Raw genomic sequence first — 24960 nt, 5'->3', positions numbered from 1 at the left:
CCAATCCCTCGCCTACCTTCGGGTGGGGAGGCCCCTGGGGGGCGCCGCTCGATAGCAAGGTGCTGGAGGATCCGTGGACCTGTCCCTGTCGACTCGCACTGTCGGCGACCGTACGGTCGTGGAGGTCGGTGGCGAGATTGATGTGTATACCGCGCCCAAGCTGCGCGAGCAGTTGGTCGAGTTGGTGAACGACGGCAGCTACCACCTGGTTGTCGACATGGAGCGAGTGGACTTCCTCGACTCCACCGGACTTGGTGTGCTCGTGGGAGGCCTCAAGCGCGTCCGCGCGCATGAGGGTTCGCTGCGCCTGGTGTGCAATCAGGAGCGCATCCTGAAGATCTTCCGCATCACCGGTCTGACCAAGGTGTTCCCGATCCACACCACTGTGGAAGACGCCGTCAACGCCACCGACTGACGGCTCCGGGCGGCCCCCGGCAGCCTCCGGGCGGCCGGGAGCCGACATGGAGAGCGGGGGTACCGGGCCACGGTTGGCCCGGGCCCCTGTCAAGGCACGCCCGTAGTCCGAGGGGGACGCGCATGGCCACCGTTGAACTGCGCTTCAGCGCCCAGCCCGAACACGTCCGGACGGCCCGCCTGGTCGCGGCCGCCGTGGCGCGCCGGGCCGGTGTGGAGGAAGCCGTCCTCGACGAGGTCCGCCTCGCCGTGGGCGAGGCCTGCTCGCGTGCCGTCGGACTGCACCGCAGCAACGGGCTGACCGCGCCCGTCCGGGTGGTGCTGACCGAGGAGGACAAGGTGTTCTCCATCGAGGTCGGCGACGAGGTCCCCGGACCGGGCGGCGGCTCGGCCGACGCCGTGTCCGGCATGGACGCGGTCCTGGACGCCGACGTCGAGGCGGAGGACGAGATGGGTCTCGCCGTGATCAGCGGGCTCGTCGACGACGTCGAGGTGACCAGTGGGGAATCGGGCGGGACCATCCGGATGAGCTGGCCCGTCTCCGGGTCCTCTGATCTTCCGTAAGATCCACCGCGCGGACAATCCTTCGTATCGTCCGATCTTAATCAAGGCCCTGCTGAGCAGGGCCTTTTTCATTTCTCTAGATCATTGATCAGGCGTCAATGCCTTTGCCCCATTACCGCTTTCGAGGGTATTGGAGTGGCGCGATCTATTGCTGAGGAGCAGGAGCACGCCAATTGCGTTTCCTGCGCACTGTTTTGATCGGGAAACGCTCCCTACAATCCGTCCACATCTTGAGCTCATCACGTCAAGGAGGACGAATGACGGGGCTCTTCACCCCTCTCGCGCCCGATCGCACCACTGATCTGGCATCCGCAGTACTCACCGATGACAATCGGCTCATCGTGATCGTCATTGCGGCCGTGGCACTCGCCGCACTCGTCGTCGCGCAGATCCTGGTCCGCCAGGTCCTCGCCGCCGACGAGGGAACCGACAGCATGAAGGAGATCGCCGCAGCCGTCCAGGAAGGCGCCAACGCCTACCTCGGCCGACAGCTGCGCACCCTCGGCGTCTTCGCCGTCGTGGTCTTCTTCCTGCTCTTCCTGCTCCCCGCCGACGACTGGAGCCAGCGGGCGGGACGTTCCGCCTTCTTCCTCGTCGGCGCCCTCTTCTCGGCTGCCACCGGTTACATCGGCATGCGCCTCGCGGTCCGCGCCAACGTGCGCGTCGCCGCCGCCGCCCGCGAGGCCACACCGGCCGAGGGGGAGCCCGCCAAGGACCTGACCGAGGTCTCCCACAAGGCGATGAAGATCGCCTTCCGCACGGGCGGCGTGGTCGGCATGTTCACCGTCGGCCTCGGCCTCTTCGGCGCCTCCTGCGTCGTCCTGGTCTACGCCGCCGACGCCCCCAAGGTCCTGGAGGGCTTCGGCCTCGGAGCCGCCCTGATCGCGATGTTCATGCGCGTGGGCGGCGGGATCTTCACCAAGGCCGCCGACGTCGGCGCCGACCTGGTCGGCAAGGTCGAGCAGGGCATTCCGGAGGACGACCCGCGCAATGCCGCGACCATCGCCGACAACGTGGGCGACAACGTCGGAGACTGCGCCGGAATGGCGGCCGACCTCTTCGAGTCCTACGCCGTCACCCTGGTGGCCGCACTCATCCTCGGCAAGGCCGCCTTCGGCGACCTGGGCCTCGCCTTCCCGCTGATCGTGCCCGCGATCGGCGTCGTCACCGCGATGATCGGCATCTTCGCGGTCTCCCCGCGCCGGTCCGACCGCAGCGGCATGACCGCCATCAACCGCGGCTTCTTCATCTCCGCCGTGATCTCCCTGGTGCTGGTCGCGATCGCCGTCTACGCCTACCTGCCGGCCACCTACAAGGAGCTGGTCGGGGTCGAGAACGCCGCGATCACCAACCACTCCGGTGACCCGCGCGTCCTGGCCGTCGTCGCCGTCGCCATCGGCATCGTGCTCGCGGCCCTGATCCAGCAGCTGACCGGGTACTTCACCGAGACCAACCGCCGTCCCGTCCGGGACATCGGCAAGTCCTCCCTGACCGGCGCGGCCACCGTCGTCCTCGCCGGCATCTCCGTCGGCCTGGAGTCCGCCGTCTACACGGCGCTCCTCATCGGCCTCGGCGTGTACGGGGCGTTCCTGCTCGGCGGCACGTCGATCCTGCTCGCGCTCTTCGCGGTGGCCCTGGCCGGCACCGGCCTGCTCACCACCGTCGGCGTCATCGTCGCCATGGACACCTTCGGGCCCGTCTCCGACAACGCCCAGGGCATCGCCGAGATGTCCGGCGACGTCGAGGGCGCCGGTGCGCAGGTCCTGACCGACCTGGACGCCGTCGGCAACACCACCAAGGCCATCACCAAGGGCATCGCGATCGCCACGGCCGTGCTCGCCGCGGCCGCGCTCTTCGGCTCGTACAACGACGCGATCGCCACCGCGGTCAAGGAAGTCGGCGCCAAGGCCGGGGAGATGAACCTCAGCCTGGACATCGCACAGCCCAACAACCTCGTCGGGCTGATCCTGGGCGCGGCGGTCGTGTTCCTGTTCTCCGGCCTCGCCATCAACGCCGTCTCCCGCTCCGCGGGCGCCGTCGTCTACGAGGTGCGCCGCCAGTTCCGCGAGCACCCCGGGATCATGGACTACACCGAGAAGCCCGAGTACGGGCGCGTCGTCGACATCTGCACCAAGGACGCGCTGCGCGAGCTCGCCACGCCCGGCCTGCTCGCCGTCCTCACCCCGATCGCCGTGGGCTTCTCCCTCGGCGTGGGCGCGCTCGGCTCGTTCCTCGCCGGCGCCATCGGCACGGGCACGCTGATGGCGGTCTTCCTCGCCAACTCCGGCGGCGCGTGGGACAACGCAAAGAAGCTCGTCGAGGACGGCCACCACGGCGGCAAGGGCAGTGAGGCCCACGCCGCGGTCGTGATCGGCGACACGATCGGCGACCCGTTCAAGGACACCGCCGGTCCCGCGATCAACCCGCTGCTCAAGGTCATGAACCTGGTGGCACTGCTGATCGCACCCGCCGTCGTGCAGTTCAGCTACGGCGCGGACGCCAACCCGACCGTACGGGCCGTCGTCGCGGTCCTCGCGATCGGCGTCATCGTCGGCGCGGTCTACATCTCCAAGCGCCGCGGCATCGCCGTCGGCGACGAGACCGAAGGTGGAGCCGCCGAGCGGGTGGCCCAGTCGGCCGATCCCGCGACGGTTTCCTGACCCGGGGTCCGGCAGAAGGACGGGCGGGGCCGGGCAGGGCCGGCGGTACGCCCGAACGGCGGACAGGCGGCGCGGACTCCCGCGCCGTCTGTCCGCGTTTGTGCGTCCCCGCGGGGCGGCCGTGTATCTTCCGGGCCGAGAGCCTTCGAAGGGACCAATCCGGTGAACAAGAAGCTTGCGGCCGCCTTGTCGGGCGGTGCGGTGCTGATGCTCGTCCTGTCCGGCTGTGGCGGAGACGACGGCCAAGAGAAGGCCAACGCCTGGGCCAAGAAGGTCTGCGACCAGTGGCAGCCCGAACTCAAGAAGATCGAGACCGCCAACGCCGAGATCAAGCGCGTGGCCTCCGAGAGCAGCAAGTCCGACGAGGTCCAGAAGACGGACTCGGCGGCGTTCGGGACCATGACCGAGTCGTACAAGGCGATGGCGGCCGTCCTGCAGTCGGTGGGCGCTCCACCGGTCAAGAACGGCACGGCGACCCAGGAGGCGGCGGCCAAGGGCTTCGAGGCGACCTCCAAGGGCTACGCCGACCTGAAGGCGATGATGGACGCCCTCGACGCCCAGGACAAGGCGAAGTTCGCCGACGGCCTCAAGCAGGTCGCGGGCGGCCTCAAGGACGCGACGAAGGGCGGCCAGGACGCGCTCCAGCAGCTCAACGCGGGCGGCCTGGACAAGGCGATCAACAGCCAGAAGGGCTGCCAGGTCGCGACGATGTCGGCCTCGGACAAGTAGCGCGGTCCGCCCCTTCGCGGGCGGCGCTCGGTGCGGTGTGCCGAGCAGGGCGGCCGGGGTTCCGGAAGGGACCGCGGCCGCCCTTCGGCACTTCTGGGCCCGGGCTGATCGGCAGGACCGGCCCCAGCGGACACAATGGACGCGTGAGTACCACCAGCCTTCCCACGCCCGACCGCGCCGCCGAGCTCCGCGAAGCCCTGCTCCAGGCCGGTTTCACCGCCGACGGGCTGCTCGACCTGCTCGGCGCCCCCGCCTATGCCGCGCTGGCCCGCAGCGAGACCGTCCCGGCCCTGCGCGCCACCCGAGGCCCGGGCGACGGCGACCTCGCGAGCCTGATCCGGCTGTTCCTGCTCCAGCAGCCCGAGCCGTACGTGCACGCCGCCGCCGCGCTGCCGGTCGAGGCGGCCCTGGCCGACGGCTGGTTGCGGCGCGAGGGCGACGAGGTGCACGCCACGGTGGACGTGCGCCCGTACGGCGGCCCGGACGGCGAGGACTGGTTCATCGTCTCCGACCTCGGCTGCTCCGTCGGCGGGGCCGGCGGGATCGGCACCCGCGAGGAGGGCGTCGTCCTCGGCGTCGGCGGTGCCTCGACCACGCTGGCCGGGATCACCGTCCGCACCCCGGTCGGCTCGGCCCTCGACGTCGGCACCGGATCGGGCATCCAGGCGCTGCACGCCGCGCAGCACGCCACCAGGGTCACCGCCACCGACGTCAACCCCCGGGCCCTGGAGTTCACCCGTCTGACGCTGGCCCTGTCCGGCGCCCCCGAGGCCGAGCTGCTGACCGGGTCGCTCTTCGAGCCGGTCGGCGAGGCGACGTACGACCTGATCGTGTCGAACCCGCCGTTCGTGATCTCCCCCGGCGCCCGGCTGACGTACCGGGACGGCGGCATGGGCGGCGACGACCTGTGCCGGACGCTGGTGCAGGAGGCGGGCGCGCGGCTCAACCCCGGCGGGTACGCGCAGTTCCTCGGCAACTGGCAGCACGTGGAGGGCGAGGACTGGCGCGACCGGCTCCGCTCCTGGGTGCCGCGCGGCTGCGACGCCTGGATCGTGCAGCGTGACGTGCAGGACGTGACGCAGTACGCGGAGCTGTGGCTGCGCGACGCGGGGGACCACCGGACCGACCCGGCCGAGTACACGGAGCGCTACGAGGACTGGCTGGACGAGTTCGAGGCCCGCAAGACCAAGTCCGTCGGCTTCGGGTGGATCACCTTGCGCCGGTCGGACGCGGCCGAGCCCTCGATCGTGGTCGAGGAGTGGCCGCACTCGGTGGAGCAGCCCCTCGGTGAGGCCGTGCTGGCCCACTTCGCCCGCCAGGACTACCTGCGGGACCACGACGACGCGGCCCTGCTGGAGGCCCGTTTCGTGCTGGCCGCGGAAGTGGTCCAGGAGCAGGTCGGCGCGCCCGGCGCGGAGGACCCGGAGCACGTCGTGCTCCGGCAGAACCGCGGGATGCGGCGCGCGACCAAGGTCGACACGGTCGGCGCCGGCTTCGCCGGAGTGTGTGACGGCTCACTGAGTGCGGGCCGGATCCTGGACGCGATCGCGCAGCTGGTGCAGGAGGACCCGGTCGTGCTCCGGGACCGGACTCCGGAGGCCATCCGGATGCTCGTCGAGCAGGGCTTCCTGGAGCCCGTGGCGCACCCCGCGCCGTAGCCGGCACCAGGATGTAACCCGGGGTTCGCCCGGCGTCTCCCCGGGGCTGCCAGTCTCGATCGCAGCGGGATCCGGGGGGATCCTGAGGGTGGCCCAGGGGTGAGGGAGAGCGCGCGGAAGACGGTGCGGCGATCTTCGCGGCGACCGTGTTTCCGCTGCTCGGGGCCGCTCTGCGGGCCTGACGGGGGCGCGCACCCGCCGCCGCACGCCGGTGGTCGGAGGCGCGCGCCCCGTCGTGGCAGCACCGCTCGCACCGTCCGTCGGCGGCGCTGTCGCCGGCCGGCGGGCCCGGGCGCCGCGCACGAACGTCACACCGGGTCCGCCACAGCGGGTTGCGGGGTTCCGCTCCGGCGTGGATCCGGCGGAGAAAGCCGACGTGGGAGAGGGTGCGGGAGCGGGGCCAGACGGCCCCCCGGCCACCCGGCCCGGTGATCGCCAACGGTCCGGCGCGGCATCCGGGCGGCAGAAACGGCACTTGTCGGGTTACCGTTCGAGTGGCCGTTGCGGGCTTCTGCCGTTTGACACGGGGGCGGGTTGTACCGTCACACTCCGCAGCGTCGCCGTACCGCGACCGAGTGCCGACCGGAGAGAAGAGCCAAGTTGTCCCCGACTAGCGAGACCGCAAAGGGCGGCCGCCGACTCGTCATTGTCGAGTCCCCAGCCAAGGCGAAGACGATCAAGGGCTACCTCGGCCCGGGATACGTCGTCGAGGCGAGCGTCGGGCACATCCGCGACCTCCCGAACGGCGCGGCCGAGGTTCCCGACAAGTACACCGGCGAGGTCCGCCGCCTCGGCGTCGACGTCGAGCACGACTTCGCGCCGATCTACGTGGTCAACGCGGACAAGAAGGCGCAGGTCCGCAAGCTCAAGGACCTGCTGGCCGAGTCCGACGAGCTCTTCCTCGCCACCGATGAGGACCGCGAGGGCGAAGCCATCGCGTGGCACCTGCAGGAAGTCCTCAAGCCCAAGGTCCCCGTCCACCGGATGGTCTTCCACGAGATCACCAAGGACGCGATCCGCGACGCCGTCGCCAACCCGCGCGAGCTGAACCAGCGCATGGTCGACGCCCAGGAGACCCGCCGCATCCTCGACCGCCTCTACGGCTACGAGGTCTCGCCGGTCCTCTGGAAGAAGGTCATGCCGCGGCTGTCGGCCGGGCGCGTCCAGTCGGTGGCCACCCGCATGGTCGTCGAGCGGGAGCGCGAGCGCATCGCCTTCCGCTCCGCCGAGTACTGGGACCTGACCGGAACCTTCTCCACCGGGCGGGCCGGCGACGCCTCCGACCCCTCGACCCTGGTCGCCCGCCTGAACACGGTGGACGGCAAGCGCGTCGCGCAGGGCCGTGACTTCGGCTCGAACGGGCAGCTCAAGAGCGAGGTGCTGCACCTCGACGAGACGAACGCCCGGGCGCTCGCCGCCGCGCTGGCCGACACCTCGTTCGCCGTCCGGTCGGTCGAGTCCAAGCCGTACCGCCGTTCCCCGTACGCCCCCTTCCGCACGACGACGCTCCAGCAGGAGGCCTCGCGCAAGCTGGGCTTCGGTGCGAAGGCGACGATGCAGGTGGCGCAGAAGCTGTACGAGAACGGCTTCATCACCTATATGCGTACGGACTCCACCACGCTGTCCGACACCGCGGTGTCGGCGGCGCGGGCGCAGGTCACCCAGCTCTACGGGGCCGACTACCTGCCGGAGAAGCCGCGCGTCTACGCCGGCAAGGTCAAGAACGCGCAGGAGGCGCACGAGGCGATCCGTCCTTCGGGTGATCGTTTCCGCACTCCGGCCGAGACGGGTCTGACCGGCGACCAGTTCCGCCTGTACGAGCTGATCTGGAAGCGGACCGTCGCCTCCCAGATGAAGGACGCGGTCGGCAACAGCGTCACCGTGAAGATCGGCGGGCGTGCCTCGGACGGCCGTGACGCCGAGTTCACCGCCTCCGGCAAGACGATCACCTTCCACGGCTTCATGAAGGCGTACGTCGAGGGCGCGGACGACCCGAACGCCGAGCTCGACGACCGCGAGAAGCGGCTGCCGCAGGTCGCGGAGGGCGACGCGCTCGCCGCCGAGGAGATCACGGCGGACGGGCACTCGACCAAGCCGCCGGCCCGCTACACCGAGGCCTCGCTGGTCAAGGAGCTCGAAGAGCGCGAGATCGGCCGCCCGTCGACGTACGCGTCGATCATCGGCACCATCCTCGACCGCGGCTACGTCTTCAAGAAGGGCACGGCGCTCGTGCCGTCCTTCCTGTCGTTCGCCGTGGTGAACCTGCTGGAGACGCACTTCGGCCGGCTCGTCGACTACGACTTCACCGCGAAGATGGAGGACGACCTCGACCGCATCGCGCGGGGCGAGGCCCAGTCCGTGCCGTGGCTGAAGCGGTTCTACTTCGGCTCGGAGGACGCGACCGAGGTCGTGCCGGCCGACGGCGACCACCTCGGCGGTCTGAAGGAGCTGGTCACGGACCTGGGCGCGATCGACGCCCGGGAGATCTCCTCCTTCCCGGTCGGCGAGGGCATCGTGCTGCGCGTCGGCCGCTACGGGCCGTACGTGGAGCGCGGCGAGAAGGACGCGGAAGGCCACCAGCGGGCCGACGTGCCGGACGACATGGCTCCGGACGAGCTGACGGTGGAGTACGCGGAGGAGCTGTTCGCGAAGCCGAGCGGCGAGTTCGAGCTCGGCAAGGACCCGGTCAGCGGGAACGAGATCGTCGCCAAGGACGGCCGCTACGGGCCGTACGTGACGGAGATCCTGCCCGAGGGCACGCCGAAGACGGGCAAGAACGCGGTCAAGCCGCGGACGGCCTCGCTCTTCCAGTCGATGTCCCTGGACACGGTCACGCTGGACGACGCGCTGAAGCTGATGTCGCTGCCGCGCGTGGTCGGCGTGGACGCGGAGGGCGTGGAGATCACGGCCCAGAACGGCCGCTACGGCCCGTACCTGAAGAAGGGCACGGACTCGCGGTCGCTGGAGAGCGAGGGCCAGCTCTTCTCGATCACCCTGGACGAAGCCCTCGCGATCTACGCGCAGCCGAAGCAGCGGGGCCGGGCCGCGGCCAAGCCGCCGCTGAAGGAGCTGGGCACGGACCCGGTGAGCGAGAAGCCGGTGGTGGTCAAGGACGGCCGCTTCGGGCCGTACGTGACGGACGGCGAGACGAACGCGACGCTGCGGCGGGACGACGACGTCGAGACGATCACGCCGGAGCGGGGCTACGAGCTGCTCGCGGAGAAGCGGGCGAAGGGCCCGGCCAAGAAGGTGGCGAAGAAGGCCCCCGCCAAGAAGGCCCCGGCGAAGAAGGCGACGGCGACGAAGACCGCTGCCGCGAAGAAGACGACGGCCAAGAAGACCACCGCGGCCGCGAAGAAGACCACGGCGAAGAAGGCGACGGCGAAGAAGACGGCCGCCGCCGCCCCGGCGGACGAGTAACCTCCGCCGCCGTCCGACCTCCGGGCGAGTCCGGGCAAGTCCGAGCAGTCCGGTCAGGGCCCCGTGCACACCGCACGGGGCCCTGACCGCTGCCCGGACCCGGACCCGGCGGGCTCGAAGGTCGGGTGCTCCGCCCCCGGACCCGTGCCTCACACGTCGGCGGGGCCGAAAAACCCTGGAGTACGGGTGGAGTCCCGCTCGGTGGGTCCGGGGTCACACCCGGGCTCGTCCACAGGCTTCCGCACCGGCCAGGTGCAACGGATAGGCTGGGCGGATGACGCGAGCCGAGCAGCCAACGGTCGTGACCGCCCCGGCAAACCCCACCTACGACGAAGCCCTAGCCGCGGATTCCCGCGAGCGTGCGGTGCGCGCACTGCTGCGCACCCCCAGGCTGCGCCGGCTGTGGAGCGCCCAGTTGGTGAGCGGCATCGGCGATGCCCTCGCGCTGCTGGTGCTGGTGCTGCTGGCCCTCCAAGCCGCTGTGGCGGAAGGGCCCTTCGGCAGCGGGTACGCCGGCGCGGCCCTCGCCGTCGCCGCCGTCTTCGGGGTCCGGATCCTCGCCACCCTGCTCTTCGGCGCGGTCCTCCTCGGCCCGCTGTCCGGTCTCCTCGGCTCGGGCGGCAAGCTGGACCGCCGCTGGACGATGATCGGCGCCGACGGGGTCCGCCTCGCGCTGTTCGTCGTCGCCCCGCTGTGGCTCGACTGGATCCCGGCCCACGCGCTCACCGCGCTGCTGGCCACCGTCTTCGTCTCCGGCGCCGCCGAGCGGCTGTGGACGCTGGCCAAGGAGAGCGCGGCGCCCGCGCTGCTGCCCGCGCCGCCGCCGGAGGGGGCGACCGTACGGCCGCTCCCGGACCACCTGGACGCGCTGCGCCGGCTGACCCTGCGCACGGCCTTCGCGGCGCTGCCCATCGCCGCGGCCGCGCTGCTCGCCGCGACCCTGGTCGGCAAGGCGCTCGGCCTCGGCGTGGACTGGTTCGCCGCGAACCAGGCCGCGCTCGGCTCGTACGTGGCCTCCGGCCTCTTCGCCGCGTCGGTCTCGCTGCTGCTCCCGCTGGTGCTGCCCACCGGGGCGACCCCGCGCCCCCGTTCCCCGCTGGAGGGCCTGCGCGCCCCCAAGACGGGCGACCGGCCGGACAAGGGCCGTACGGGTGTCATCCCCCTCCTGGTCCTGGCCTGCGCCGCCGTCGCCGGGGCGGTGTCCTGCGCGGTCGCCGTGGCCGTCCTGCACGCCTTCGACTTGGGCGGCGGCCCGGCCGCCTTCGCACTGCTCGTCCTCGCGCTGGTCGGCGGCACCGCCGCCGGCATCCGCGCCTCCCAGGCCGGCAAGGTGCTGCCCGCCCTGTCCCGGCGCCGGCTGCTCGCCCTCGCCATAGCGGTGACCGGACTCGCGCTGCTGCTGAGCGGGCTCGTCCCGGACACGGCCACCGTGCTGTTCCTCTCGCTGCTCGCCGGCACCGCCGCGGGCGTCGCGGCCCACACCGGCCACACCCTGCTGGACCAGGAGACCGAGGAATTCCGCCGGGCCCGGGTCACCGAGCACCTCCAAGCCGTCGTACGGGTGGCCGTGGCGCTGGCCGCCGTCGTCGCCCCGGTCCTGGCCGCGCTGATCGGCCCGCACCGGCTCACCGGCGGCGAGGTCGTCTTCTCGCACGGCGGCGCCGCCTTCACCCTGATGCTCGTCGGCGCCCTGCTGCTGCCGGTGGCCGTCGTGGTGCTCAGCAAGGCCGACGACCGCAGCGGCGTACCGCTGCGGCGTGACCTGCGCGAGGCGCTGCGCGGCGGGGAACCCGTCCAGTCGGCGTCCGCCACCGGCTTCTTCATCGCCCTGGAGGGCGGCGACGGAGCCGGCAAGTCCACCCAGGTGGAGGCGCTGGCCGACTGGATACGGGGCAAGGGCCACGAGGTCGTCGTGACGCGCGAGCCGGGGGCCACCCCCGTCGGCAAGCGGCTCCGCTCGATCCTGCTCGACATCTCCTCGGCCGGGCTCTCGAACCGCGCCGAGGCACTGCTGTACGCCGCCGACCGCGCGGAACACGTGGACACGGTGGTGCGCCCCGCCCTCGAGCGCGGCGCGGTCGTCATCTCGGACCGCTACATCGACTCCTCCGTGGCCTACCAGGGCGCCGGCCGCGACCTGTCCCCGACCGAGATCGCCCGGATCTCGCGCTGGGCCACCGACGGGCTCGTCCCGAACCTGACCGTGCTGCTCGACGTGTCGCCGGAGGCGGCGCGGGAGCGGTTCACGGAGGCGCCGGACCGGCTGGAGTCGGAGCCGGCGGAGTTCCACCAGCGGGTGCGGTCCGGGTTCCTGACCCTTGCCGCGTCCGACCCCGGCCGCTACCTGGTGGTCGACGCGAGCCAGGACCCGGACTCGGTGACCACCGTCGTACGGCACCGCCTGGACCGGATGCTCCCGCTCTCCGAGGCCGAGGTGGCCGCCCAGGTGGAGGCCCGGCGCCTCGCCGAGGAGGAGGCCCGGCGCAAGGCCGAGGAAGAGGCGGCGCGCAAGGCGGAGGAAGCGCGGCTCCGGGCCGAGGAGGAGGCCCGCAAGGCCCGCGAGGCCGAGGAAGCGAGGATCAAGGCCGAGGCGGAGGCCGCCCGCAAGGCACAGGAGGAGCGGCTGCGCGCCGAGGAGGAGGCCCGGGCCCGGGCCGAGGCCGAGCGGCTGCGCGTGGAGGCCGAGGAGAGGGCGCGCGCGGCCGAGGCGGAGCGGCTGCGCCGGCAGGCGGAGGAGGAGGCCCGGCTGCGGGCCGAGGCCGAGGAGCGGCGCCTGGAGAAGCAGCGGCGCGCCGAGGAGGCCCTGCTGAAGGCCGAGGAGGCCCGCCGGCTGGTGGAGGCCGCGTCGGCCGAGGCGGCGGCGAAGGCCGCGGCTGCTGCTGCCGCGGCGGAGGCTGCTGCGGCTGCGGCGACTCCCGCGGCTGCGCCCACACCCACACCTGCGCCCACACCCACACCTGCGCCCACGCCCACGTCCACGCCCGCTCCCAAGGTCGGCATGACCAAGGGCCCGCACCCCGACGACGCGGTGACGATCGAGACCCCGGTGGTCAAGCGGGTCGTCCAGCCGGACGACGTCACGCAGACCGTTCCGGTGCCGAAGACCGACCCGGCGTCCGCCGCGGAGACCGCGGTGCTGCCGCCGGTCCGCCCGGCCGACGAGACGGCGGTCCTGCCGCCCGTGCGCCCGGCCGACGAGACGGCGGTGCTGCCGCCCGTGCGCCCGGCCGGCCCGCAGGCGAGCGGTCAGGCGGGCCTGCGGGGCAGCGGTGGCGCGAGTGGCAGCGGGAGCGGCAGTGGTGCCGGTCGGGCCCGGTCCGCCTCGCGGCCTACGGCCCAGCGTCCCGAGGAGAACCCGGCCGACCGGGTGCCCTCGGGCATCTTCCGGGACTCCGGCAACGACCGGACGCGGGAGCTCCCCGTCCTCGGCGAGGACGGCCGGCCGCGTCGCGCCCGCTCGGACTGGGCCGAGGAGACCCCGCTGGACGATCTGCCGACGCTGGCGGACGAACTGCTGGGCCGCCACCGGGACGACGAGGACGGCGACGAGGGCGAACGCGGGTCTCGCCGCAGCCGCTGACCTGGGCTGGACCGGATTGTCGGTGGCGCCCGCCACAATGGGTGCACGGAGAGTGAAAGGTGGTGGGCGGGATGCCCGTATGGGACGACCTGGTGGGACAGGAGCGGGTCCAGACGCAGCTGGCCGCCGCCGCCCGCGACGCCGATGCGCTGGTCACGGCCGTCACGGACAGGACCGCGCCGCCGGCGGCGTCCAAGATGACCCACGCCTGGCTGTTCACCGGCCCGCCCGGCTCCGGACGGGCCACCGCCGCCCGGGCCTTCGCCGCCGCCCTGCAGTGCACCAGCCCCGACCGCGCCCTCGGCGGTGAGCCGGGCTGCGGGTTCTGCGACGGCTGCCACACCAGCATCATCGGAACCCACTCCGACGTGCAGATCGTCCGCACCGACCTGCTGTCGATCGGTGTGAAGGAGACCCGCGACCTGGTCCGCCGGGCCCAGCTCTCCCCTGCCGTCGGCCGCTGGCAGGTCATCGTCCTGGAGGACGCCGACCGGCTCACCGAAGGAGCCGGCAACGTGCTCCTCAAGGCGGTGGAGGAGCCCGCTCCGCGGACGGTGTGGCTGCTGTGCGCACCCTCGCTGGAGGACGTGCTGCCCACGATCCGCTCCCGCTGCCGCCACCTGACCCTGCGCACCCCGCCCGTCGAGGCCGTCGCCGACCTGCTGGTCCGGCGCGACGGCATCGAGCCCGCCGTCGCCGCCGTCGCCGCCCGCGCGACCCAGGGACACATCGACCGGGCCCGCCGGCTCGCGACCGACGAGACCGCCCGGGCCCGCCGGGCCGCCGTGCTGAAGCTCCCGCTGCGCATCGACGACGTGGGCGGCTGCCTCAAGGCCGCCCAGGAGCTGGTCGACGCCGCCGGGGAGGACGCCAAGCAGGTCGCGGAGGAGGTCGACACCAAGGAGACCGAGGAGCTGCGGGCCGCCCTCGGTGCCGGAGCGGGCGCCGGCAGCCGGATGCCGCGCGGCACGGCGGGCGTGATGAAGGAGCTGGAGGACCGGCAGAAGCGCCGCCGCACCCGTACCCAGCGCGACACCCTCGACCTGGCGCTGACCGACCTCACCGGCTTCTACCGGGACGTCCTGGCCCTGCAGCTCGGCTCGTCCGTGGCCATCTCCAACGAGGAGGTACGGCAGGACCTCGACCGGATCGCCCGGGCCTCGGGACCCGAGCGGACCCTGCGCCGGATCGAGGCGATCATCGCCTGCCGTGACGCCCTCGACCGCAATGTGGCCCCGCTCCTCGCGGTCGAGGCGATGACGATGTCGCTGCGCGCGGGCTGACCACCCCCGGCCGCCGTGCGCCCCGGCCCGCCACCACCGCCGGGACGCCGTGCGGGGTCCACGCCCGGTTGACCGGTTCACCCGTACGGGCGGACCGGCCGGCCGGTCCGGGACGGGCCCCGTCCGTTCCCTGCCCGGCGCGGGCCACGGAAGGCGCGCGGCCGTCCGGTGCAGGGACGCCTCCTACACGCCTGCGGCAGGCCGTACGCTCCGAGGATGGACACCAGTCGCCTGCTGCGTACCACCGGGACCGTCATCGCAGCCGCCGGGCTGCTGCTCTCCGGGTGCACCTCCGGCGGGTCGGGGGGACCCCGGGCCTCCGCGGCCTCCGGAGGGGAGTCCGGTGAGCCCTCGGCGCAGCCGTCCCCCGATGCGGCCGCGCTGCGCCCGTACTACGCGCAGAAGCTGGACTGGCGCGAGTGCGGTGTCCCCGGATTCCAGTGCGCCACCATGAAGGCCCCGCTCGACTACGCGAACCCCGGCTCCGGCCAGGACGTCGACATCGCGGTGGCGCGCCGGGCCGCCACCGGCCCCGGCAAGCGCCTCGGCTCGCTCGTGGTCAACCCGGGCGGCCCGGGCGGCTCCGGCATCGGCTACCTCCAGGCGTACGCGGGCATCGGCTATCCCGCGCCGGTCCGCGCCCGGTACGACATGGTCTCCTTCGACCCGCGCGGGGTGCAACGCAGCAGCCCCGTCGAGTGCCTGACCGGCCCGGCGATGGACAAATACACGCAGGTGGACCAGACACCCGACGACCCGGCCGAGCGGGCCCTGCTGGTGACGGCCTTCAAGGAGTTCGCCGCCGGCTGCAAGCAGCGCTCGGAGCGGGTCCTGCCGCACGTCTCCACCGTCGACGCCGCCCGGGACATGGACCTGCTGCGCGCGGTGCTCGGCGACGAGAAGCTCACGTACGTCGGGGCCTCGTACGGCACTCTCCTGGGCGCGACGTACGCGGACCTCTTCCCCGACCGGGTCGGCCGGCTGGTCCTGGACGGCGCGATGGACCCCTCCCGGCCCGCGCTCGATCTGAACCGGGACCAGACGGCGGGCTTCGAGACGGCGTTCACCGCCTTCGCCGAGGACTGCGCGAAGCAGGCCGACTGCCCGCTCGGCCAGGGCGACCCGGACGCGGTGGCGGCGCGGCTGAAGGAGTTCTTCCGCAAGGTCGACGCCCAGCCCGTGTCCACCGGGGAGGCGGGCCGTCCGCTGGGCGAATCCCTCGCGACGACCGGTGTGATCGCGGCGCTGTACGACGAGAGCGCCTGGCCGCGGCTGCGCGAGGCGCTCACCGAGGCGCTGAACGGCGACGGGGCGGGCCTGTTGAGCCTGGCCGACGGCTACTACGAGCGCGACGCGGACGGCAAGTACGCCAACCTGATGTTCGCGAACGCCGCCGTCAACTGCATCGACCAGCCCCCGGCCTTCACCGGTCCCGAGGCGGTCGACGCCGCCCTGCCCTCCTTCCAGAAGGCCTCCCCGGTCTTCGGCGCCGGCCTCGCCTGGGCCTCGCTGAACTGCGGGTACTGGCCGGTGAAGGCCACGGGCAAGGCGAAGACGCTCACCGCGAAGGGCGCCCCGCCGATCGTCGTCGTGGGCACCACCCGCGACCCGGCGACCCCGTACAAGTGGGCGCAGGCACTGGCCGGCCAGCTCGAATCGGGCACGCTCCTCACCTACGACGGCGACGGCCACACGGCGTACGGGCGCGGCAGCGCCTGCATCGACTCCGCCATCAACCGCTACCTGCTGGAGGGCAAGGCGCCGGAAGACGGCAAGAAGTGCTGAGGCCGGGGCCTGTCCGGCCCGCTCCCGCCTAATGGCCCGGCCCGGTGGTCCTGAAGGAGCCGGGCACCATCCACATCACGAGCACCAGCACCGCGGCCGCGATGCCGATCGAGACGTACGAGGTCGTGCTCAGGGCGCTGTCGAAGGCGTCCCGGGCCCGCTCCATCAGCCCGGCTGCCTCCGCGGCCGGCAGGTGCTCGGCGTACTCCTTCGCCCCGCCGATCGACTCGGCCGCCTGGGTCGGCGCCCCGGCCATCTGCCCGGCGTACGCGGCCGCGTGGACGGAACCGAGGAGCGCGACACCGAGGCCCACCCCCAGCTCGTACGAGGTCTCGGACACGGCGCCGGCCTGTCCGGCCCGCTCCGCCGGGACCGCCGAGACCAGCACGGACGCGGCGGTGGTGACGGCGAGGCCGTCGCTGAAGCCGAGGGTGACGAGGAAGACGGCGATGTAGGCGTACGAGGTCGGCTGCGGGGCCAGGGCCAGCAGGGTGAACCCGGCGACCAGTCCGGCCAGGCCGATGGCCATGCAGGCCCGTACGCCGATCCGGTGCATCAGGGTCGGCGTCAGCAGCGAGCTGCCGAGCATGGCGAGGGCGGTGGGCAGGGTGCGCAGGCCGGCCTCGAAGGGGGAGTAGCCGTGGACGTACTGCAGCCACAGGGACACCAGGAACAGCGCGGCGCCGGCGGCGAGCATGGCCATGAGGGTCACGAGGGCGGCGGCGGCGAAGGGCCGGTACCGGAAGAGCCGTACGTCGAGCAGCGGATCCTTCAGCCGCAGCTGCCGGAGGGCGAACCAGGCGAGCAGTCCGACCCCGACCGAGAGGATCGCCAGGTTGGCCGCCGCGGTGCTGCCTTTCGCGACGTGCTTGATCCCCCAGGCGAGGGCGACGATGCCGGCGACGGAGAGCACGGCGCTGAGCACGTCGAGGGGGTGCTCGCCGGCGTCCTTGAACTCGGGCAGCAGCCACAGACCGGCGGCGACGGTCACGACGACCACGGGGACGTTGACCCAGAAGGCGGCGGCCCAGCTGTACCGCTCGACCAGCAGCCCGCCGACGAGCGGTCCGATCGCGGCGCCCGCGCCGGCGACGGCGGCCCAGATCTCGATGGCGAGGGCCCGCTCGTGGGCGTCGGTGAAGATGTTCCGGATCAGCGAGAGCGTGGACGGCATGACCATCGCCCCGCCGACGCCGAGCAGCACGCGCCCGGCGATGAGCTGCGTCGAGCTGCCGGCGGTCGCGGCGAGCACGGAGGCCACGCCGAACAGCACGAAGCCGATCAGGAACAGCTTGCGGCGGCCCAGCCGGTCGCTGAGGGCGCCGGTGGTGACGAGCAGCCCGCCGAGGACCAGCCCGTAGATGTCGATGATCCAGAGCTGCTGTACGGCGCTGGGCTGCAGGTCGTCGATGAGCGCGGGGAGCGCCACGTTCAGGATGGTGGCGTCCATCGCCACCAGCAGCAGGCTGGAGCACAGCACGGCGAGCATCGCCCAGCGCCCGGACCCGGACGTGGAGTGACGTCCTGCGGCGAGGCCTTTGCGGTTCACGGCTCGGGCCACGGGATCCCTCACCCCTTCGGGGGACGCACGGCAGAACGATGTACCGGAAACAGCACGTCCGTCCTAGTATGTGACGCGCGACTCACCCCCGCAGAACCCGGTTCAGGGCACCCGCTCACACCCTGTAGACTTGGCGCCGCTGCTGATGAGCGCTCCTCTTCGAGGGAATACTTGTCTGACCAGCGGTGCCGCCTTAGCTCAGTTGGCCAGAGCAACGCACTCGTAATGCGTAGGTCTCGGGTTCGAATCCCGAAGGCGGCTCTGTAGAACCCTCAGGACTCACTCGCCGTGACCTGGGGGTTTTGCTATTTCCGGGGTCGGGTGGCGCGCGCGTCGTCTGGGGCCCGAGACTCCGTGCGTGAGCGGAGGGGGCGTCAGCCCTTCTTGGCGGCCTTCTCAGCCTTGCCCTTCTTCTTCCCCTTGGCCTTCGCCTTCGCGGCTTGCTTGGCCTTCTTGGCGGCCTTGCGGGCCTGCTCTTCCTGCTCGGCCTTGCGCTGGAGGGGGACCAGCTTGGCTGTGGCCTCGGCGGCGCTCTTGCTGACGTGGGGGAGCACGCTCTGGTAGATGTCGCGCGTGATCCGGGTGTCGCTGTGCCCGAGCGTGTCCGACACGATCTTGATGTCGATGTCAGCCGCCAGCATGAGCGTTGCCGCCCCGTGTCGGAGATCGTGCAGCCGGATCGGCGGCAGCCCGGAGGCCGAGACGAGCCGCTCGAAGAGATCGGTCACCTTGCCCGGGTGCAGCCAGGCACGGCGCCATCCCTGACCAGGCCGACCGGATACTCACCGACCCCAGCCGGCCCGCCCTCGCCGCTCTCTTGGCTGACGCGGAAGCCCGAGGTCACCAACCCCACCAACTCCTCAAGGAGGCCGCAGCACAGCGCGAACTGGGCACAGCCCGCCAACTCGCCCGCGTCCTGACCACCCGACTCCAGCACACCAGCCGAAACCCCATCACCAACCCCCGCACCGAAGCGGGCCGCCGACGCACAACGGCATCGTGGACCGCCAGCCGGGACAAGGCGCACATCCGCCCACCGAGTCCGCAGCGCCGCCGAACCGCGCACGACGCTGACCTCCATGCCGCCCCGTGTTCCGCCCTGCGGCAGTCGGCCCGCCCTGCAGGACAGCCCGACCAGCCGACGTGGTTCACAGCTACCCCGGAGATCGCAGCGACGACGCGCACATGCGGACCCACCCCAGCGCGCACGACAGATCGCGGGCCGATGCCTAGCCATGAGGTGGGGCCGTCTCCCCGTACGAGACCATCGGTCGGGCGGGGTACGATGAACCCGGCCGCACGGGCGTGTTCTTGGTCACACTTGAATCTCATCCGTGCGGCCACCTTTGTGTCCCGGCGACAGCCCGCTCGCCCGGGGAAACTCAGGCGAGGGTAGAGGTGCTACGGGCCTAGAATGGCCGTCGTGACCGACAACACTCCACAGAGCCCCGATAGCGGGCCGACGCCTACCCATGAGCTGCCGACCCAGTACGCGCCGGCCGAGGTAGAGGGGGCGCTGTACGAGCGTTGGGTAGAGCGCGGGTACTTCGAGGCTGACGCGAAGAGCGAGAAGCCGGCGTACACGATCGTCATCCCGCCGCCGAACGTCACCGGCTCGCTTCACCTGGGCCACGCCTTCGAGCACACGCTGATCGACGCCCTCACCCGCCGCAAGCGCATGCAGGGGTACGAGACGCTGTGGCAGCCCGGCATGGACCACGCCGGCATCGCCACTCAGAACGTCGTCGAGCGCGAGCTCGCCAAGGAGGGCAAGTCCCGACACGACTTGGGCCGCGAAGCCTTCGTCGAGCGCGTGTGGGAGTGGAAGGCCGAATCCGGCGGGCAGATCGCCGGCCAGATGCAGCGCCTCGGCGAGGGACTGGCGTGGAGCCGGGACCGCTTCACCATGGACGAGGGCCTGTCCCGGGCCGTCCAGACCGTCTTCAAGAAGATGTTCGACGACGGGCTGATCTACCGCGCTGAGCGCATCATCAACTGGTGCCCCCGCTGTCTGACGGCCATCTCCGACATCGAGGTCGACTACCAGGACGACGACGGCGAGCTCGTCTCCATGAAGTACGGCGAGGGCGAGGACACCATCGTCGTCGCCACCACCCGCGCGGAGACGATGCTCGGCGACACCGCCGTCGCCGTCCACCCCGACGACGAGCGCTATGCCCGCCTGATCGGGAAGCAGATCAAGCTGCCGCTGACCGACCGGAGCATTCCGGTCGTCGCCGACACGCACGTCGACCCGGAGTTCGGCACCGGTGCCGTCAAGGTGACCCCGGCGCACGACCCGAACGACTTCGCCATCGGCCAGCGCCACGGCCTCGAATCCATCGAGGTCCTCGACGAACGCGGCATCATCACCGTCCACGGCCCCTTCCAGGGCCTGGACCGCTTCGAGGCGCGCTCCGCGATCGTCGCCGCCCTGCGCGCCGAGGGCCGGATCGTCGCCGAGAAGCGCCCCTACGTCCACTCCGTCGGCCACTGCTCACGCTGCAAGACGACGCTAGAACCCCGCCTGTCCCTGCAGTGGTGGGTCAAGGTCGAGACCCTCGCCAAGGCCGCCGGCGACGCGGTCCGCGACGGCCGGGTCGACATCCACCCCGCCGACATGTCGCAGCGGTACTTCGACTGGGTCGACAACCTCAACGACTGGTGCATCTCGCGCCAGCTGTGGTGGGGCCACCGCATCCCGGTCTGGCACGGCCCGAACGGCGAACTGGTCTGCGTCGGCCCCGACGACGAGCCGCCGACCGGCGAAGGCTGGACGCAGGACACCGACGTCCTCGACACGTGGTTCTCGTCCGGCCTGTGGCCGTTCTCCACGCTCGGCTGGCCCGAGCAGACGCCTGACCTGGAGAAGTTCTACCCGAACTCCGTCCTGGTCACCGGCTACGACCTGATGTTCTTCTGGGTCGCCCGGATGATGATGTTCGGCCTGTACGCGATGGACGGCCAGCCTCCGTTCCGCACGATCGCGTTCCACGGCATGGTCCGCGACGAGTTCGGCAAGAAGATGTCGAAGTCGTTCGGGAACACGGTCAACCCGCTGGACTGGATGGACAAGTACGGCTCCGACGCCCTGCGCTTCACCCTGGCCAAGGGCGCCAACCCGGGCGTCGACGTGCCGATCGGCGAGGACTGGGTCCAGGCGTCCCGGAACTTCGCCAACAAGATCTGGAACGCGACGCGCTTCGCGCTCATGAATGGCGCCACGGTCGAGGGCGACCTGCCGCCGGTCGAGCAGCTGTCGGCGACCGACCGTTGGATCCTGTCGCGGCTGAACAAGGTCGTCGCCGAGGCGGATGCGTACTACGAGGACTACCAGTTCGCCAAGCTCGCGGACGCCCTGTACCACTTCGCGTGGGACGAGGTCTTCGACTGGTACGTCGAGCTGTCGAAGACGACGTTCTTCGAGGAGGGCGACCAGGCCAAGGTCTCGGCACGCGTCCTGGGCGAAGTCCTCGACGTCACCCTGCGGCTGCTCCACCCGATCGTCCCGTTCGTCACCGACACCCTGTGGACCACGCTCACGGGCGGCGAGTCGGTCGTCATCGCCGAGTGGCCGAAGGACTCCGGGTTCCGCGACGAGGCCGCGGAGCAGGAGATCGAGCTGGTCCAGCAGGTCGTCACGGAGGTCCGTCGGTTCCGCTCGGACCAGGGCCTGCAGCCGGGCCAGAAGGTCCCGGCCCGCCTGGAGCTCGACGGCACGGCGCTGGCCCCGCACGAGGCGGCCATCCGCCAGGTGCTGCGTCTCCAGCCGGAGGGCGAGGGCTTCGCCGCCACTGCCTCCCTGCCGGTGGCCGGCGCCACGGTCTCGCTGGACCTGTCGGGCACCATCGACGTGGCGGCCGAGCGCAAGCGGCTGAGCAAGGACCTGGCCGCCGCCGAGAAGGAGAAGCAGCAGGCGGAGGCCAAGCTCGGGAACGAGGCGTTCATTGCCAAGGCCCCCGACAACGTCGTGGACAAGATCAAGGGCCGGCTCGCCAAGGCCGAGTCGGACATCGCCCGGCTCCAGGCCCAGCTGGACAAGCTGCCGCCGCAGTAGGCGTCGGAACACGCCGAGGGGGCCCAGACCACGTGGTCTGGGCCCCCTTCGGGTTCTTCGGCCTCGGACACCCTCTGACTCGGGCTCTCGGCGGTGAGGCCTACGGAATGCGCAGCGTCTCGTACGGGCTCGACAGAGAGAACTCGCGTTGCTCGGCGACGATCTGGGCCTGGTGGAGATCGAACTTCGCCATGTGCAGGAGGTCGTCGAGGCGCGTCGGCTTCTGACCCAGCAGGTCGAGGGCGATCTCGGCAGCCCCGTCTCTCCGGTCCAGTCGGTCCTGGAAAAAGTCCAGGTTCTTCTCGACGACGAGGAGAGTCATGTCGAGCTCCGAGATCTCCGCATCGGACACTCGATCGCACCGAGAGTGCACTCGGTACTCGTAGAAGGGACCGGCGACGCAGTGGATGTTGTTGCCTGCCCCTCGCCTGTACCGGCTGGCCAGCAGGTTGACCGCGAAAGCCCAGTCCCCCCACTTGAGCACCTTCGGGTCGTACAGCCCGCATTCGAGAGCGTCTGCCCGCCGGCAGACTATCGACGTCGGAACGTGGTGCTTGCGCGCCACCAGATCCTCGCGGCACGGGTACGAGGAGATGGTGAACCCCTCGAAGGCACCGATCATCCACGACATCGTGTGCACGAAGGCCGTATCGGCATCGGACTCGAGGGTCTCCACCGCCCTGTCCGGGTAGGACCCTTCCGTGAGGAGGTGCGGGTCGGTGGCCAGCCGGTCGTCGGCGTCCACCTGCATCACGTACTCCATCCGCGCGGCTGCCACACCGGCGTTCCTGGCCACGTGGTGCCCTTGGCGCTGTTCGAGCCGGACGACGCGTACGCCGGGCAGATCGGCGCAGGTGTCGATGGCCTTGAGGGTCGTGTCGTCATCCGACCCGTCGTCCACGATCACTACCTCGTGCGGACGCCGAAGCGGCTGCTCGACGACGGACTTCACGGCCTCGATGAGATAGTCGCCCGCGTTGTGGCAGGGGACAACGAAGCTGATGCCTCCAGAATCCGCGATGGTCACGCTGTCTCCCTTCCGCTCATGGCCGCGGTGCCGACTGGAGCCGGGCACCTGCGCGCCGCTATGACGGTCGCGCGAGCCGCTTTGAAGTAGGTGCGCCGTGAGCGCGTGTCCTGCTCGGTGTGGTCGTCCCAGCTCACGGTGACGTCCCAGCCCTCGTAGATCCGCTCCAGCGCGCGGCTGAATGACTCCCGCGTGTACCGGGCCTCGCCCTCGATGTGGATCTGAACGCCGTGGGCGTCTATCCGGAAGATCTCGGTGAAGACCTCCAGATAGTGCAGGTTGACCGAGCGGGAACTCTGCACAGCCTGGGTGAGCAGAGCTTCGACGTCGGGCTGTGACAGGTAGTGGAGAACGTCCTTGGCGACGAGCGCGCCGAAGTCCTCCTGGACGGCGTACTGCTCGATGAGGGATTCCACCACCGTGACCCGCTCCGCCACGTCCTCGTACTCCGAGAGCCGCTGAAGCAGCGGCTCGGCCGGGGCCTGGTCCACCGCAACAACGGTGAACCCCGCCTCGGCCAGGGCGATGGTGTACGCCCCGGCGCCGTATCCGAGGTCCAGAGCGCGACGCGGAGTGTCGGCGGGGAGGGAACCCAGCAGGGTGAGGAATCGCGCCGGAACGGGTGCGCGTAGCTTCTCGCCGGTGCTCCGGCCGTTCCGTAACGCGTCTGCGTAGAAGGCGTGAAGGGACGCCTTCGAGTGCTGTACAGGCAAGGGGCACCACCTGGGGCTGGAGGGACGAGCGAGGACAGGCACCTAGAACTCGGCGATCTCGACGGCCCGGCCGGGCGTGCGGAGAGAGGACGCCAACGCCTCGGTGACCTTCATCGGCAGCAGGTGCGCGGAGAGCGAGCTCCTGTTCTCGGTCCCCCGCAGCCAGTTCTCCATGAGCTGCCTGTTGCTGTCGCTGTGGAACAACCCGTCGAACATCTTGACCGACGTGTACCGCTCCTCCGGCAGCAAGGAGGCGTTCGCCCTCGTGGTCAGCCGAGCGAAGGCGTCGATCTTGTCTGCGTTCTGCCCGCGGGGCACGTCGTAGCAGTGGACGTGTGCGGAGTAGAGGGTCGACAGCTGGGCTTCGAGGTCGACGCTGGAGGTGCGCCCGTTCTTGTTGTAGACGTCATCCGGGAGGTCCTGCCAGCTGCGGATGGACGGCGTCGTCTGCTCGAAGGACAACGTTCCGACGGTCAGTGTCCGATCCGACGCGACGTCGACCAGGCGGAACGTGGCGGTGATGTCCGTCTCGCCGAAGGAATGCGCCAGGCTCGCGGCGTCCGGCCAGCGCGAGTGGCCGTCCTCGAACCGGCTGGCGGCCGGATTCGGGATCCGGAGGTGCTGGTCGGTCGGGAAGGCACCGAACGAGCTGACTTCGAGCCTGAAGCGGCGGTCGGGAAACACGAGCTTGTTGAGGGACAGGCACTGCACGGCGAGATCGATGTAGTGGTAGGCGCCGTGCATCACCATCCCGTAGCCGTACCGGTAGGGGTGATCGTCCCGCGACTCGTACTCGTGCTGGAGGTTCCACACGCCGCCAGCGGCTCGCAGGTGGAAGGAGGTGACGGGGGCCTGCCAGTCCCGCACCCGCTCTTCGAGCGAGCGGAGTAACTCCCCGTTGTAGATGCGGTGATACCGGCTCAGCGTCATCACGGAGTGCTTGGCGCCGGTACGGCCGGCCTGAGCGATGAGTTCCTGCATCACCTCGGTGATCCGGGACGGCGCGAACTGGCCGTCCACCAGCGGAGCCAGGACCGGCTTCTCCACCAGCGAATCGATGCCGTTCTCGACGCAGTAGCGCAGATAGGCTTCGTGCGCCCGCACCTCGGTCGCGATGTACACCTTCATCGGCAGGTCGGGCAGACGGAGCTGCCTGAGGGCGGCTCCGATCAGCTCCGGCTGATCCCGCTGCACGGTCGGGCCGCGGCCCGAGTCCGGAAGGTAGATGACCTCCCGAGGCTTCAGGTCGACTCCCTGTATGCGCTCCTCGATCGTCGACCTCTCCGAGTCCAGGTCGATGACGGAGTATGAGTCGATGTAGCCGGCCTCGACAGCGTCTCTGATGCAGGGCAGGTACTTGTTGGCGACGATTTCGTCGAAGCCGACCACGACGAGGTTGCGCCGACGAGCAGCAGGGCGGACATCGCGAGCAGGAGCCCGCCCCAGCGGATCCTCGACACAGCGGAGGGTCGGTGGCCTGGGGACCGAGACCGTTGTTGTCCGAGACGT

Annotated in this window: 14 protein-coding genes, 1 tRNA gene and 2 pseudogenes; 12 read left to right on the top strand and 5 right to left on the bottom strand. The window is 71.2% G+C overall.

What is annotated here, in order from left to right; translation table 11 throughout:
* Positions 1-73: 73 nt before the first annotated feature.
* The 9 genes from bldG (at position 74) to OG534_RS16535 (ending at position 16093) form a co-directional block, all read left to right on the top strand.
* Positions 74-415 carry an anti-sigma factor antagonist BldG gene (gene bldG, locus OG534_RS16575; RefSeq protein ID WP_008743037.1) on the top strand — a complete coding sequence of 114 codons (342 nt, stop codon included), beginning with the start codon at positions 74-76 and terminating at the stop codon, positions 413-415.
* Positions 416-537: 122 nt separating this feature from the next.
* Positions 538-978 carry an ATP-binding protein gene (locus tag OG534_RS16570; protein WP_326588828.1) on the top strand — a complete coding sequence of 147 codons (441 nt, stop codon included), beginning with the start codon at positions 538-540 and terminating at the stop codon, positions 976-978.
* A 257-nt stretch (positions 979-1235) separates the two neighbouring features.
* Positions 1236-3638 carry a sodium-translocating pyrophosphatase gene (locus tag OG534_RS16565; protein ID WP_326588827.1) on the top strand — a complete coding sequence of 801 codons (2403 nt, stop codon included), beginning with the start codon at positions 1236-1238 and terminating at the stop codon, positions 3636-3638.
* A 162-nt stretch (positions 3639-3800) separates the two neighbouring features.
* Positions 3801-4367: a small secreted protein gene (locus OG534_RS16560; RefSeq protein WP_326588826.1), complete on the top strand. Its 567-nt coding sequence runs from the start codon at positions 3801-3803 to the stop codon at positions 4365-4367.
* 143 nt (positions 4368-4510) lie between these two features.
* Positions 4511-6025 (top strand): DUF7059 domain-containing protein, encoded by a 1515-nt coding sequence (locus OG534_RS16555; RefSeq protein WP_326588825.1) that lies wholly within the window; start codon positions 4511-4513, stop codon positions 6023-6025.
* A 600-nt stretch (positions 6026-6625) separates the two neighbouring features.
* A complete protein-coding gene (gene topA, locus OG534_RS16550; protein ID WP_326588824.1) occupies positions 6626-9445 on the top strand; it encodes a type I DNA topoisomerase in 2820 nt (939 codons plus the stop codon).
* A 274-nt stretch (positions 9446-9719) separates the two neighbouring features.
* Entirely contained in the window at positions 9720-13025 is a 3306-nt protein-coding gene (gene tmk / locus OG534_RS16545; protein ID WP_326588823.1) for a dTMP kinase, read from the top strand.
* Positions 13026-13096: 71 nt separating this feature from the next.
* Entirely contained in the window at positions 13097-14308 is a 1212-nt protein-coding gene (locus OG534_RS16540; RefSeq protein ID WP_326588822.1) for a DNA polymerase III subunit delta', read from the top strand.
* Between the two features lie 216 nt (positions 14309-14524).
* Positions 14525-16093 carry an alpha/beta hydrolase gene (locus tag OG534_RS16535; protein WP_326588821.1) on the top strand — a complete coding sequence of 523 codons (1569 nt, stop codon included), beginning with the start codon at positions 14525-14527 and terminating at the stop codon, positions 16091-16093.
* Between the two features lie 28 nt (positions 16094-16121).
* Here OG534_RS16535 and OG534_RS16530 read toward each other — a convergent pair whose 3' ends face one another.
* On the bottom strand, positions 16122-17654 hold the full coding sequence (locus OG534_RS16530) for an MFS transporter (RefSeq protein ID WP_326588820.1): 1533 nt from the start codon (positions 17652-17654) through the stop codon (positions 16122-16124).
* A 187-nt stretch (positions 17655-17841) separates the two neighbouring features.
* Here OG534_RS16530 and OG534_RS16525 point away from each other — a divergent pair.
* Positions 17842-17915: transfer RNA gene (locus tag OG534_RS16525), tRNA-Thr, on the top strand.
* Between the two features lie 113 nt (positions 17916-18028).
* On the opposite strand, the pseudogene OG534_RS16520 reads toward OG534_RS16525, so the two are convergent.
* Positions 18029-18403: pseudogene (locus OG534_RS16520) on the bottom strand (tyrosine-type recombinase/integrase); the annotation flags it as partial.
* Here OG534_RS16520 and OG534_RS38690 point away from each other — a divergent pair.
* Positions 18319-18714 (top strand): annotated as a pseudogene (locus OG534_RS38690) (mobilization protein); the annotation flags it as partial. The pseudogenes OG534_RS16520 and OG534_RS38690 sit on opposite strands and share 85 nt — an antisense overlap.
* A gap of 363 nt (positions 18715-19077) precedes the next feature.
* Positions 19078-21711, top strand: coding sequence for a valine--tRNA ligase (locus tag OG534_RS16510; RefSeq protein ID WP_326588819.1), 2634 nt, complete (start codon positions 19078-19080; stop codon positions 21709-21711).
* Positions 21712-21811: 100 nt separating this feature from the next.
* On the opposite strand, the gene OG534_RS16505 is transcribed toward OG534_RS16510, so the two are convergent.
* Genes OG534_RS16505 through OG534_RS16495 form a run of 3 tightly spaced genes read right to left on the bottom strand, consistent with a single transcriptional unit; the run spans position 21812 to position 24840 of the window.
* Positions 21812-22738 (bottom strand): glycosyltransferase family 2 protein, encoded by a 927-nt coding sequence (locus OG534_RS16505; protein ID WP_326588818.1) that lies wholly within the window; start codon positions 22736-22738, stop codon positions 21812-21814.
* Entirely contained in the window at positions 22735-23451 is a 717-nt protein-coding gene (locus OG534_RS16500) for a class I SAM-dependent methyltransferase (protein WP_326588817.1), read from the bottom strand. Before OG534_RS16500 ends, OG534_RS16505 begins: the two co-directional genes overlap by 4 nt.
* A gap of 42 nt (positions 23452-23493) precedes the next feature.
* Positions 23494-24840 (bottom strand): hypothetical protein, encoded by a 1347-nt coding sequence (locus OG534_RS16495; RefSeq protein ID WP_326588816.1) that lies wholly within the window; start codon positions 24838-24840, stop codon positions 23494-23496.
* Positions 24841-24960: the final 120 nt, after the last annotated feature.

Source organism: Streptomyces sp. NBC_01294, assembly GCF_035917235.1.
Classification (GTDB): Bacteria; Actinomycetota; Actinomycetes; order Streptomycetales; family Streptomycetaceae; genus Streptomyces; species Streptomyces caledonius.
Note: the sequence above shows the minus strand (reverse complement) of the source record. Positions and strands in the feature narration are given on the sequence as shown.

Bases quoted from the DNA above. Each gene is read 5' to 3' on its own strand.
- tmk (WP_326588823.1), top strand. From the start codon at position 9,720: ATGACGCGAGCCGAGCAGCCAACGGTCGTGACCGCCCCGGCAAACCCC.
- OG534_RS16565 (WP_326588827.1), top strand. From the start codon at position 1,236: ATGACGGGGCTCTTCACCCCTCTCGCGCCCGATCGCACCACTGATCTG.
- OG534_RS16535 (WP_326588821.1), top strand. From the start codon at position 14,525: ATGGACACCAGTCGCCTGCTGCGTACCACCGGGACCGTCATCGCAGCC.
- OG534_RS16570 (WP_326588828.1), top strand. From the start codon at position 538: ATGGCCACCGTTGAACTGCGCTTCAGCGCCCAGCCCGAACACGTCCGG.
- OG534_RS16540 (WP_326588822.1), top strand. From the start codon at position 13,097: ATGCCCGTATGGGACGACCTGGTGGGACAGGAGCGGGTCCAGACGCAG.